This window comes from Streptoverticillium olivoreticuli subsp. olivoreticuli (assembly GCF_003391135.1).
Taxonomy (GTDB): Bacteria; Actinomycetota; Actinomycetes; order Streptomycetales; family Streptomycetaceae; genus Streptomyces; species Streptomyces blastmyceticus.
On the sequence record NZ_CP031455.1, the window covers coordinates 7,025,984 to 7,038,742 of the forward strand.

At 66.8% G+C, this 12,759-nt stretch carries 7 protein-coding genes; all 7 read right to left on the bottom strand.

Translation table 11 applies throughout. The features are described from left to right. Positions 1-225: 225 nt before the first annotated feature. Positions 226-3,132: an RNaseH domain-containing protein gene (locus DXZ73_RS31200; RefSeq protein ID WP_240351565.1), complete on the bottom strand. Its 2,907-nt coding sequence runs from the start codon at positions 3,130-3,132 to the stop codon at positions 226-228. A gap of 170 nt (positions 3,133-3,302) precedes the next feature. After that, positions 3,303-6,602, bottom strand: coding sequence for a hypothetical protein (locus DXZ73_RS31205; RefSeq protein ID WP_116214326.1), 3,300 nt, complete (start codon positions 6,600-6,602; stop codon positions 3,303-3,305). Next, positions 6,599-7,852 (bottom strand): hypothetical protein, encoded by a 1,254-nt coding sequence (locus tag DXZ73_RS31210; protein WP_240351566.1) that lies wholly within the window; start codon positions 7,850-7,852, stop codon positions 6,599-6,601. The genes DXZ73_RS31205 and DXZ73_RS31210 overlap by 4 nt, the downstream gene beginning before the upstream one ends. A 57-nt stretch (positions 7,853-7,909) precedes the next feature. Then, positions 7,910-9,136 carry a helix-turn-helix domain-containing protein gene (locus DXZ73_RS31215; protein WP_116214327.1) on the bottom strand — a complete coding sequence of 409 codons (1,227 nt, stop codon included), beginning with the start codon at positions 9,134-9,136 and terminating at the stop codon, positions 7,910-7,912. A 641-nt stretch (positions 9,137-9,777) separates the two neighbouring features. After that, entirely contained in the window at positions 9,778-10,086 is a 309-nt protein-coding gene (locus DXZ73_RS31220; protein ID WP_116214328.1) for a hypothetical protein, read from the bottom strand. Further along, positions 10,083-11,276 (bottom strand): hypothetical protein, encoded by a 1,194-nt coding sequence (locus DXZ73_RS31225; protein ID WP_240351568.1) that lies wholly within the window; start codon positions 11,274-11,276, stop codon positions 10,083-10,085. Before DXZ73_RS31225 ends, DXZ73_RS31220 begins: the two co-directional genes overlap by 4 nt. A gap of 120 nt (positions 11,277-11,396) precedes the next feature. Further along, a complete protein-coding gene (locus DXZ73_RS31230; protein ID WP_116214330.1) occupies positions 11,397-12,668 on the bottom strand; it encodes a hypothetical protein in 1,272 nt (423 codons plus the stop codon). Positions 12,669-12,759 lie beyond the last annotated feature (91 nt).

Genomic DNA, 12,759 nt, shown 5'->3' on the forward strand with positions numbered 1-12,759 from the left:
GTGTTCAACTCGCCTTACCGGCACGCTCTATGGGCTTGCGTCTCCGGACAGATCGCCGGAGGCCTCGAACCGGAACGCGTAGCGCTTGATCCCCTGTATCACTCTGCGGGACACGACCCCTTGCGGACTCGCAACGCCGAGCATTCGCTGCCGTCCTCCGTGCCAGCCCCGAAAATGAGGCTGGCACGGAGGACCGCTCGGAGCTACCGAGTGGCGCCCCTGTGTCTATAGGTCGGTTCCGCTGGCTTCCTTCAGGATTTCGATGCTTTCTGTGTCCTTTGGGGCGGAACGGCGGTACTGAGGATGTCCGAGGTCCATCTGGAGCGCGGCGTGCAGAGGGGCGGGGTACCGGGTTCGGTCTGACCAGGAGAGCGCCTGGTGGCTGAGACGAGCCGCGGCAACGGCGAGAGTCTCTCGGTCGTAGCCGTCCCGCGTGTGCATGGGGGTGATCTCCCGCGTGGTCATGCTGTACCAAGGAGAGTTCAGTTCGTTCTCCTTGCGTTCGTCGGCATTCTTCGATGCCTTCCCCGGGTCGGCACGCCAACGGGTCTTCCACTGCCCGTGCCGCTTCTTGCCATAGTTGCGGGGTTCGCTGAACAGGAACCAGGGGTGGCCTTCGGGGCGGGCTTCCGGGTAGTAGAGGTCGCTGGAGGTCTTGACCGTCACGGTCTTGCCGTTTTTCTGTTTCTCGGTGACGGCGACCAAGCGGGGCATCTCCGCCTGCGCGCAATTCATGCGGATAATGCTGACCGGGCTCCAGGACTGGGGCAGTCCGCTTGCGGGGAGCCAGAGGCGAGGGTCGTCGGGATCCTTTCCGAGACCCTGCTTGTTGTTGTGGAGGCCGGGCCATACGCGGCGGCTGGCGTGGCCATCGATCATCAAGGCGTAGGGCAGGCCGTCGAGCTCGTCGTGGAGGTCTTGGAGGGCGGCGCGGACGTCTTCACCGGCTTGCGCCCAGCGCTGGATCTCGCCGTCCCCGTTTTGAGCGTGAAGAGGGTAGTTGGCGGCGTGGAAGTTGCTCTGTGCGAGGGCGTAGTGCTCCCACTGCGGATGGATGTTGCTCCAGCCGATCATGCGCCACGGGCCGCCGGGTTCAGGGGAGGGGATGATCGCGCTGGCGGTGATGATCCTTTTGGGCTGGCCCTTGTACTTGCGGTCCGTGGCCTGCTTGCGGATGTGGATGCCGCAGAACGCCATGCGGGGCAGCGGGTAAGAGTCGTCGTCGGGGTAGAGGGCCCGCTCGAAGCGGTCGTCCACGACACCGCATGAACGGTAGAGGTCCAGCAGACCCATGTAAACGCGGTGGTCTTCGAAGGCTTTCGCGGGCTTCTTGACGATGGTGAAGGTCTTGGTGAACGGGTCGTACTCGCGGCCGACGAGGAATTGGGACGGCACTGCGGCCTTGGCGAGTTCGCGTACGACTTGGTGCTTGGCGTCGTTCTCCGCGAGGGCGGTCTTCACCTCGGCGGGCTTCATACCCTCGTGTTCCTCACCGCGCACCGGGATCTCGGTTTCGCACCAGGCGGCGAGGAGAACACCGGGTTCTGCGAACGTGCCGATGATCTTTTGGGCGTCGATGGCGCGCTGCGTGCCGGGGCCGTGCTCCAACAGGGCTTCGGCGTTGCAGAAGACAGCTTCGATGCCGTCCGCGAGCGGGAAGGACTTCTTTCCGTCGGGGTCCGGATCGATGCCGTCCGGGTCGAGGCCGTAGGGATGGGCGAGACCGTGGATCATCCGCGTGAAGGTCGCGTCGCGGTACCACAGGCACAGGATGCGGAGCTTCTTGTATCCGGCCGTCTCGAAGGAACGGCGGATACCCTCCGGGGAGGGCTTGCCGATGAGATCGACGTACTCGCCATCCTGCTTCTTTTGTTTCTTCTCCTTCTCCTGGGCGGCGGTGGCGGGCTCGTGGGATCGCTTGCCGAAGACATTCCCCTTCGACTTCAGGTCGAGCAGGGAGACGGCGTCGCCGAAGGATCGCTGGATGTGTTCCCGCAGCAGCGAGAGATGGTAGATGCCGGCGCCGGTACCGACAGCAAAGGAGTCCGTCTTCGGCATGGTCGGCCTGATCGCCCCGGGTGGAGGAGTCAGGATGTCGATCCTCTTGCCGTTTTCGTCCCTGGCGTTCAGGCGGCTGCGCTCATCGGCGACGCGTTCCTCGATGGCGTTGAGCGATGACCGGTCGGCGTCCATCTTCGCCAGGATTTCCAGCGCGTGCTTGTTCGTCTGCCGCAGACCGCGCCCGTCCAGGGACACAGACATGATCGGCCGGTCTGTTCCCTGGTCCACGAGGACGGTGCTGGCGTGGATCACCGTGTTGTTGATGCGCCGGATGTGGGCGTCAAGATTCAGGACGGGGTTCGGCTCGGCTGTGTAGGTGGCCATCTTCACCGACAGGCGGGACAGCGCGTACTGGACTTGGCCGCGGGTGGGGTTCTCGGGACGGGCCTCGACCGCTTCGGCGAGGTCGACCGGGTGGGCGAGGGAGGCGAAGACCGGGCCGATGGGCTGTTCCCAGGCGATCAGGTCACCGTTGCTGATGGGCCGGTACTGCACGGCCGCGACGTTGTCAGAGGGCTCCCAGCCGACGGTCCTGTGTTTCACCTGGCCGTCCGCCGCCTCGTACTCCTCACGGACCGGCTCGACTTCCCCGTCGAGGAAGGGCTTTGCGGCCAGCTTCTTGGCGATGTGCCACTTCACCGCCTCATAGGCCCAACCATCCGGGCTGGCGGGCTTGCCGTCTTCCTCCTGGAGGATGTTCTTCGCAAGGCTGCGGCGCTCCGGAGCGACGTCGGCGACCAGTCGGGCCAAGGTGGGTGGATCCATGAAGGGGATCTCGTCCAGAGGAACCCGTCGGACGATGCCTTCCAGGTAGGTGAAGACTGCCCTGAGGATGTCGGGCTCCACAGGGTTGAGCGTCACCATGAAGGCCAGGTACTTGTCCAGGTAGACGTAGCCATCGGTGATCTGCTGGAGCACGGTGACAGCGATGGAATAAGGGACCAGGAAGGGGTCAGGGTCCTGGACACCCTTGATCCATTTTCCGTTCTGTGCGGCCGTGCTCCCCAATTCCCGCCAGGCCGTGCGGATGGGCGCGTGGTAGTCGCCGAAGTCCCAGACCAGGGCAGCCATTCCGTCCAGGAGCTCGGGGGTGCACCGGATCGATGTGGTGTGCGCGGTGAGATCCCGCTGCGTGCTGCTTCGCCCCATGAGCAGGGGTACCTCGTCTCTCGGTCTCTCCGTTCGGGAGAGGGTGCGGGTCCGTCTCCGCCAGCGGCAAGGCGGATACAGGCATGGGCAGTTCAGAGTGTCTCGCGGTCGAGCCCCGCGTAGGTCAGGAATGCCTGAAGCGCTTGACCGTAGAGCTCATTCATGATGTCGCGCTGCTCCGGAGTCCAGTCGCGGTAGATCTGCTCGATGATCGTGGCCAGGTCGGAGCTGAACTTCTTGTCGTGGATGGAGTGGTCCACGATGTGGAGGGTCATGTCGGTCTCGCCTCGCCGGGCACGGCCGGCGAGCTGGATGAGCAGGACGAGCATGCCTGCGACGAGTTCCTTGCGCAGGTCGTGGTCCATGTTGGAGAACCGTGCCGGGGAGCGAAGGATCTTGGTGAGTTGCTTCCAGGACGCTTCGCTCGCAGCGCGCAGGACGGCCAGGGGCTCGTCGCTGCCGTCGGTGGGGAGGGTGTTGAAACCGGCTGCGTTGACGCTGGCGTGCAGCCAGTCGGTGTCCTCGATGCTCAGGACGGGCCGAACGCACAGATAGATGTCGCGGACCGCCGAGCGCGTTCCGACGACGATGTTCAGGCCCCGTCCGATGACGGCAAGGGGAGCGATCAGGATCTCTCCGCGGTCGGGGAACTCCTTGAGCTCTTCGCGCACCATCCGGTCCACGTGGGTGGGCAGGTGCTCCTCGTAGTTCTGTTTCTCCGGCTTCTTCACCAGCAGGCAGACCCGGTGGTTCAATCCGTCGGCCTGTGCGACCCCGGAGGCAAGGTAGGCGGCCTGCTCGTAGGAATTGACGGCGAGGATGACGCGGGCCCGTTCCGGTTCGCGCTTCTCCAGGCGGGCCAGGCGCTTGGCGAGCTGCTGCTCGTACAGGCCCCGGCCAAGATCGCGCAGTGCGTTGGGCTTCAGCTCCGGCGGGAGGCCCCCGATCCTCATGGCATCCCCGTTGCTGCCCCGTACAGGCGTGGCGAGGGTGACGATGGACTCCGGACGGGTGTCGGGAAGCCACCAGCGGACCGGGGCGTGGATGTGTTCCTGTACGGCCTGCGGCAGGTAGGCGGTGGCGGACAGGCCCATGACCGGGCGCTGCACGCCAGCCGTCAACAGGGCTGTGAGACCTCCGAGTTCGCTGACGAAGGTGTGGGGATCGCCGCCGAAGGAACGTGACAGGAGTTCCGCTTCCTGCTCCTTCTTGTCCATGCCCTTGACCTGGTAGCCGTGGATGGAGCGGCCCAGCATGGCCAGGGGGTAGAGGGTGGCAACCGTGCTGCTGCGCATGGTTTCGAGGATCTTGCGGACCGATCCCAGGTCGAGATAGCGCAGGGTCTGGGCCTGCATACGCAGCTCGTCCAGCGCGCTGTCGAGTTCCCGTAGCACGGTACGGGTGATCAACAAGTTCACCACGGCTGCCTGCTGATGTGCGTCGGGCACGAGCTCGCGCAGGAGCGTGCGCATCGCGTCGCGGGTGTCAGTGAGGTGGTCCTGGCCGCGCTGCGCGGTGAGAATCGTCAGGGCCGTCTGGAGGGCGTCCCAGTCGGCTCCTTCAGGAAGCTCGGCTTCCTCATCCGGTTCGGCCGCGTACCAGCGGGCGGGCATGATCTCGTCGAGGAAGGCGAACAGCTCGGGCGGAACATCCTCGGCCGCACTCTGGTCGGGGAACAGGAGCTGAAGGATTTCGCGGTCCCTCGAGCGGGCCAGGCGCCAGCCGGTGTTGTCGCGGCCGGCACCGTCAGGGCTGTCCGCCTCGTTGCCCGGGTTCAGCTTGAGCCCGCTGCCGGAGCAGAGCCACAGCAACAGCATCTCGGCCATGAGCCGGGCGTGGCTGACCGGCGCTGCGAGGGCCATCTCATGGACGACGGGGAGGTTCTTGGCATCGGAGTCGATTTCCCGCAACGCGGTCGTCCGTTTCCGAGAAGCCAGAGTGATCTCCGAGGTACAGCGGCTGATGGCAGCCGTCTGGAAAGCGTCGATCTCATCGATCACCAGCGCATCGCAGGCTCGCAGCGTCATCTCCAGCACGCTCATGCCCCTGGTGCCGCGCGCCTTGCCGCGGAACTCCTGCCCGTCCAGGACGACTCCGATGCGTGTGCGGCCTTCAAGGAGGTTTGCGTGGTTGGTGACGATCACGGCCGCGTCGGTGGCCCGGTAGAACTGCTGGAACTTGCCGCACACCGGGGCGAAGGAGCAGGTGAGCCGGGTGGAGCCGGTGGCCGCAGAGGTCAGCGAGGTGCAGTTCTCCTCCCCGTACGGATACAGGGTGGGCGGGTCCATCAATGCCCGCTGCGCGCAGCCGGCCGACAGCAGCCCGATGTCGGTCCTGGCGCGCCGGTCCCATTCGTTGATCCGGGTGGAGGTGCCCAGGGCGGCGTAGTCCATGGCTCGCCGGTGCATGCTCGACGGGGACATCAGGGGAGTGCAGTGAGCGGGCTCGGCGAGGTGTTTGGCCCGGTGCAGATAGGCCAGGTCGTTGTTGATGTCCCAGGCCATGTCCAGGGTGGCGCGGACATCGGTGACGGCGAGGGCGATCCGCCGGTCGTTGAGCGCTGCCCAGGACGCCATGACCCGCACGAGTACCGTTTTGCCGCTTCCCGTGGGGGCGTTGAGGACCTGCAGGTCTCCGGCTGTCAGGTCGAGTTCGGTCAGCTCACCGTCGGTGGTCTTCATTGCCTTGAAGAAGCGCTTGAGCACCTTGTGCAGGTAGGCGACGCTCTTGTTCTGCCCGCTGAGGATCTTGGCGACATCCAGGAGCTGCTTCACCGTCGGCGTGACCCGGTCGCGCTGCGGTCGGGTGTGCACCTGCGGCAGTACCTCATGGCCGGGTGCTTCAAGGAAGCCGGGAGTCGCCTGGATATGGATCTCCCTGCTGGTCGTGCCGTGTTCCTGGCCCAGGTAGGCCGTCCTCGTCTTGAGGGTTCCCGGGCCCGCGAACGCCTGCGCCTTGGGGCGCTTGCCGAAGGTGAAGAACGGGCCGGTGACGCGCTGCGCGTAGCCGAGAAAGTCCCCTCCCACCCTGGGGATCACCACTTCGGCCAGGTGCGGGTCCCCCGCTGGCAGCCGCAGCGAACCACCCGACCTGTCCGCGAGGTCAGGATCGGGGGCCAGGGTGCCGAGCAGAGCGAGGACCGCGGCCCTGAGTTTCTTCGCATCCGTCCATTCCGGAGCCACCAAGGCCATCACCTGACGGATCAGGTTCTGCTCGGCCACTGGCAAGCCCGCCCATTCCGACCATGCGTGTGGCTTGCGGTGGGAGAAAAACGTGGCCTCTTCGAAGCCGGCCAGGATGCGGCCCTCGTCGTCCTTGCGGGGAAAGTAGTGCGCGGCCAGAGCGAGTGCTCCCGCCAGGCCGGCTTCCTTCCCCGTCATCTCCCCGCTCACGCCCGGCCCTCCTTGATCTGCGTGACGACCATCTCCAGGTAGTCCGTCGCGGTCATCGCCGCCTTCATCCTGTACGTGCGGCACACCGCATTGAGCTGGGCGACCTGGTCCTGGCGGTGGTCGGGCACCACCAGATACTCCGCGCCGCCCTTATCGCCGCCGTCCATGTGGAGCTTGCCGACCAGGTGGTTCGGCCAGGTGTAGTCCTTGAAGTCAGCAGGAAACCAAGGCTGTTCGCTGCTCTCACGGGTGATCCACAGGTCACACTGGTCCCCGTTGGGCCACAGATGTGATGTCCAGGCCGTTCCCTCCAGGGCCGCCGCGGCGGCTCGGTGCAGAGCGAGTTCGGGCAGGCCAGGGATGACGGTGTAGCGCCACACCGGCCGTACCAGCGCCATGTACTCCGCGGCTGGCTTGGCCTGCGGCACGTGCGGCACGGCCCCGGTCCACAGGCGCGCGAACCGACCGGACGGAACCCGGCATTCGAACGTCGGACTCAGCTCGGGGGCCGACTTCTTCCGGGCGGTCACGACGAACTCGTACGACGCGCCCGTCTCCTCGTGCCAGGGGTACAGGCACCGCACCCTGCCCCTTGTACGCGAGCCCGTGCGGGCCGCTGTCACCTTCATCGGCCACTTGCAGGCAGGGCAGGGCCACCACCAGCCGTTGAACTGCGCGTACTGGGCGATCGGCTTGTAGAAGTCGTTCGCCCGGGACGGCAGCTTAAGCTCCGCGAGACTGCCCGCCGGCACCGTCGGGTTCTCCACCAGCGTGGTGCGGTGCCTCTCGTAGAAGGAGCCCTTGATCGCGCTGAAGACTGCTTCCTGGCTGTACTCATCATCCAGCTTCGGTTTCGTCACCTGCCCGGTGAACTTGCCAACCTTCTGCGCGGCCCGCAGGACGCGCTGGGCTTCGTGCCGGAAGTCGAACCCGTCCTCGGTGGCGACGCCCTCGCTGTCCATAAGCCGCACGCCGACAAGAGCATCGCTGTCGATCCAGTCGGGCAGCAGCCCTTCCAGGGAGCCAGCCCGGTCGCCAGTGAGCCTGCCCATCAGTTCGTCGAACAGGATCAGGTGCCCCGGGCCGCATGCCGCCATCAGGATGCCGTGAGCCTCCATGAGGCGGTCCAGGCGTCTCGGCCCGTCCAGTCCCTCGCCGACCATCGCGTGCTCGCACACGGCGAATGCCTTGACGATTTCCAGCAGTGCGTGAGTCTGCTGAATGTCTGTTGTGTCGTCAGCTTGCGTCACGCGCCGGAGCCTACGCCAGGCCACTGACAATGGGCCCTGGGAACCCGCGCAGGGAGTTCAGCCAGAGCTCTCGTCGACGCCCTCGGCGTCGATGCTGGGATACAGGCCGCGGTAGGCGTCGAGGTGGTCGGTGATGTGGCGCCGCCCGGAGTCGGTGAGGAACCACCGGTACGGTCCATGAGTCACCCCGTCGGGGTGCCGCAACACGATGAAACCCCGGCTCGGGGTCCGTCCGTCAGGGCTTTGCCCCACCGCCAGGTAATGCGGCCCACGCCCGGCGAGGCTGCCGTCCACCCCCTGCGCCCCGGCGTGCGCGACACGGACCACGATCTTCCACAGCCACAACGACAGCAGCGGCGCGGGCGGTCCTGCTTCCCGGGGAACACCGAGGGCCGCACGGGCCACCGCTCGCCCACGCCGGGTCATCTCCACCCGGGTACGGGGCATATCCCCTAGCCCTTCGACATACACCCGGTCCCGGTACACGACGATCAGGTCACGCCGCTCCAAGGCGGCCACCGACGATCCAGTTCCGGGGTCGTGTACTCCGGCTCCGCGCAGTCTCTCCTGAATGCGGGTGTACCCGACTGCATCAGACGAGGCGGAGACCGCCAACGTCATGCGCCGCCATTCGGCTGCCGGTCGTTGTTCCGCTCCCACCAAGCGGGCCTGCCGCTGTTCTTCCTCGACCTCCTGGTCCTGATGGAAGATGCACGTCAGATAGGTACGTTGCCGCTCGTTGAGGGCCCTCCATACAGCCATCGACTCCCCGGACGGCTGACGGGGACGTCGGACAGGAAGCACCGGGAGAGGGTCCTCCGGGCGGTTGCGGCGCCAGGCATCCATCACCACCCGGTCGGGGACTCGATAGACCTGGGCGAGCAGGCGCGCCACCCGCCCCAGGGTCTCGGGAGATCCCCACATCCAGCCACGCACTCGTCTGCCGCGTTCCAGATCGCGGATCTTCTCAGCACTGATATGCAAGCCCCGTGCGCCCCGCTTGCGCCGTAGACCTGAGGCGGCCTCCTCCGTGCTCAAGCCCGCATCACGGCGCAAGTCGGCCAGGCTCTCGGTACCCGGTACGCGCCCTGTCAGATCCTGCGCACCACATCGCAACACCTCCAGCAGCCGGCCGAAAGCTCGGTCACCAACAGCCCGTGTTCCCGCCTCCCAGTGGCGTACAGCACGCGGAGTGACTCCTACCGCCTCGGCTAGCTCTTCCATGCTCATGTCTCTGAACAGTCGCTGACGTTGCAGGGCCTGAGGACGGAGGGACTGTGCCATGCCAGAAGCAAAACGCAGTGAACAGTTCACCGCAACCGGCGAGGCCCGTGCACTACCGCGAGCATGATCTCGATCTGGGAGCCTCCGATGGCGCGATCCTGCTGGAGCGGAATGTTGACACCCCGAACAGATCATCACTCTGTCCCGCGGGGCCCTTGCTGCGATCGGCATCACGCCGAAGTCGTATTGCTGGTGTCGAGGCCTTACGCGGAGCGCCGCCACTACTGTCCGAAAGTGGTGGCCGAGGTCGAAATGATCTGCTCTTGCGAGGCGCAGAAGTTCGACGACTACCTATAACGCTGCACGTCCGCTTCAAGGGGGTCGCAGATCAGCAATGGTCTCCGGCTACCCGACCAGAGAAGGGGGATCTCCGACCGGAAGCTCTACGGATGGAGTTCAACGTGATCCAGTTGCCCGCGGCAAGCCGCGAGGGCGGACGGTAGAGAGCAGCCCTGTCTGCCTGGACGATGTGGATGCGGGTGCGGAGTTCGCCGGCAGGTTTGCCTGCGACGCGGTTCGAGACCTCTGGCAGAGGGTCCCGCCGTTCCGGGGATTTGATCTGGTAATGGGGCGATCGCGGTGCCGTCCTTGACGTTCGAGGTCAGGATGGTGGGGAGAAACAGGGGGGCGGGTGTTGCGGCTCAGGACGCCCAGTGCCGGTACGCCTCCACCCAGGCCCATCCCGTGGGTGCGGGTTCGGGCAGCGGCAGGTCGAGGACGCCGACCGCCTGCCGGTACCGGCCGCGTCGGCACAGGGCGATGATGCCGCTGCCGGGCCGTTCCTGGATGGCGGTGACACTCACCGTGACGCCGAGCACGGTAGTGTCGAACGGCAGCGCGAGGTGATCCTCGATGGCCACGTGGAAGGCGGCGAACTGTTCGTACTCGTCGTACGCGTCGACGGTCGCTTCCTCGACCATGGCGTCGAGTTCCGCGGTGGTGAGTCTCATCGCCTGTGCCGCCTTTGTGCGCGCAGGAGTTGGGCCAGGCGGGCGCCGACCGGGGTGACGCTGGGCAGGGGCTCGTGGTCGTAGTGGCTCTTCTTGCGGCGGCGCAGCAGCTCCTCCCCGTCCCGCTCCCAGCTGAACGCGGGCTTGTGTAGGAGTGCGCGGAAGACGGCGTCGGCGTTCTCGGGATGCCGCTGGATCAGGCGGCGGATGGCCATGGGGGAGACGGAGCCGTCGTTCAGGTACTCCCGCAACTGCGCCAGGTAAGTTCGGTCGCGGGCCAGGGACGGATCGGCGAACAGCGCGTCGAGTCGGCCGAAGTCGGCGTAGTAGCAGATGCCTTCGGTCTCGTCACAGATGACGGCTATGGTGTCCGCGTCGAGAAGTTCTTCGGGCAGGGCGCTGAATTCGTCGAGGGAGGGGACGCCGCTCCTCGCCTCCGCGGCGGCCTTGCCCTTGAGTTCGGCGAGGGCTTTGTCCTGCCGGTGGCGGTGGTACTCCCGCAGCCGGTCCTGTGTTTCGCCGGGGTCCAGGATGAGCAGATCGGTGCCGAACAACTCGATGAAGTCGGCGCGGGCCTCAGCCTGCATCTCCCAGCCCTTGCGCAGCATCTCGGGGTTGCGGCGCAGCAGTTGTGGATTGGCGGTGAGAGTCTGGACGGCGGCCTGCGCCAACTCCTTACCGTCGCTCGGCCGGTAGGTGGCGAGGTTGCCGCTGACCAGCCAGGCGTCGGTGTCGGGGTGGACGGGCACGATGCGGGCGGCGACGAATATCCCCTTACGTAGCTTGCCCAGGGCGCGCCGCCCCATGTTGGAGTGGACCCGGTAGACGAGATCGTCGAGGAGGTTGTGCAGTGTGGCGGCGTTGCGGTCGAGGCTCTGTACCTCGAAGATCCCCTCGACCACGTCGCGCCAGCCGAGCAGCATCGCACGCTCGTCCTCCGGCAGCGGCGGCCGGCGCTGGGCCACGAACCGCTCGACCACCGTGGAGCCGTTCGCCAATCGGTATTGCAGCGCGAAGTGGTCGATCGTCTCGATGACGGTCGCCTCGTCGAGGAAGCCGAGCCGGTCCGCTGCCTCGTCGAGCCGGGCATCCAGCCGCCTCGCGAAGTACGGACTCTGCGCGAAGGCCACCAGCTCGCTCTTGAGATCCCCGCTCTGTGCCACCAGCGTGTCGATTTGAGGGAGAACCATGGGGGAGTCGCCTTCTTCCACTTCTTCCTACTGCTCCACTTCTTCTTGCCTGCTCTTTCGGGTTCTGTCGCTGCCGGGAGGCGTTCCTTGGGGTGCGTGCGCCCCTGGCTGGGACATGTGTCAGGAGCTGGACGGCCGTGGTCGGCCCGTGAGCTGCCGGGCGAGCCGTTCGGCGTTGAGGGCGCGCACGGCGGCGTCGACGGCATCGTGGTCGGTGAGGTCGACGCCCCGTGCGGCGAGGGCGGCGGAGATCTGCTTGGCCGGGCCCCATGCCGCCTCGTCGTCGAAGGCCGCGCGGAAGGCGGGCACATGGGTGTCGACCGCGGAGACGACGGGAGCGATCCACGGCGCCTCGACGCCGCGTTCGGTGAGCGCGAGAGTCACCCATTGCTTCAAGGTGTCGGGCAGGAATGCGCGGTGCTCCTGATCGAGTACGGCCTTGCGCGGCAGCCAGTCCTCCAGGAAGACGGCGACCTGGCCGGGGCTCCAGCACAGTGGCCCGCGACTCAGGTAGTTCTCCCCGTAGTCAAGGAACAGCTCGCCCAGAGACCGGACGGTGCCGACCTCTTTCGCTGCGCCGGTGCGGGAAGCTGTGAACACGTTCAGCAAACGGGCCCGTTCAGCCTCCTCCAGCGGCTGCTGCCCGGTCCGGTCCGGCAGGCGGTCCCGGCAGCGCGCCCAGGCCAGCGACCGCAGGGCGACGACGTCCTCGTCGTCCTGGCGGGGCCAGGTCATGTCCGTCAGACGCAGGGCCGCGGCGAGATCCGCGAGGACATCGTCGACGTTCTGTCCGACCAACGGCATCGGTACCTCGCCCGTCTCCCGTGCCTCCTCCCAGGCGGTGACGGCCTCCGGAGCCAGCAGCGCCAGCTTGTCGACCAGCGTGCCGCCGGCCTCGCCGATCTGCGCCATCAGCGTGTGTGGGACCGGACCGTCGTACTCGATGAACAGCACCCGCTCGCTGTCCCATACGTCCTCCGCGCACCAGGCTCGCACCGGGCGGTGCGGTGCGGCTCCGTGCCAGGCGGGCAGCGGCTGGGAGTCGGCGAGGATCTCCACCGTCCCGTGGAGCAGGGAGCGGCTGCCGGGCGGGCCGACCCGCTCCAGGGCGCCCACGGCGGCGAGGCCGTGCGGGGACGGTGTCGTCGAGGCCCGTCCCACCACCTCAAGACATAGCATGTGTTCCGGCTCGCGCTCCGTCATACCTGCGGTCAGCCACGCCTCTCCCAGGAGCCCGCTTGCCCACGCCTCCACGGCGAGGATGTCCTTGTCTCCCAGCCATAGCGTTCGGGCCTCCCGCAAGGCACGGTCCGACAGCCGCAGGGGGCGCGGTGAACGGCGTACGAGCTTCCTGGCACCGCCCGGCTTGCGGCGGCCACGACTCTTCGGCATGCCTGGAAGCATGGCAGAGCAGGATGCGGGCCGGGTGGCGGAGGACAGCCTCGCCGGGGTGAACGGTCGGGGCCGGCCGCGCCAAGAGCGC

Excerpts from the sequence above, each read along its gene's own strand:
- DXZ73_RS31200 (WP_240351565.1), bottom strand. The coding sequence starts at position 3,132 with ATGGCTGCCCTGGTCTGGGACTTCGGCGACTACCACGCGCCCATCCGC.
- DXZ73_RS31215 (WP_116214327.1), bottom strand. The coding sequence starts at position 9,136 with ATGGCACAGTCCCTCCGTCCTCAGGCCCTGCAACGTCAGCGACTGTTC.
- DXZ73_RS31220 (WP_116214328.1), bottom strand. The coding sequence starts at position 10,086 with ATGAGACTCACCACCGCGGAACTCGACGCCATGGTCGAGGAAGCGACC.
- DXZ73_RS31225 (WP_240351568.1), bottom strand. The coding sequence starts at position 11,276 with ATGGTTCTCCCTCAAATCGACACGCTGGTGGCACAGAGCGGGGATCTC.
- DXZ73_RS31230 (WP_116214330.1), bottom strand. The coding sequence starts at position 12,668 with ATGCCGAAGAGTCGTGGCCGCCGCAAGCCGGGCGGTGCCAGGAAGCTC.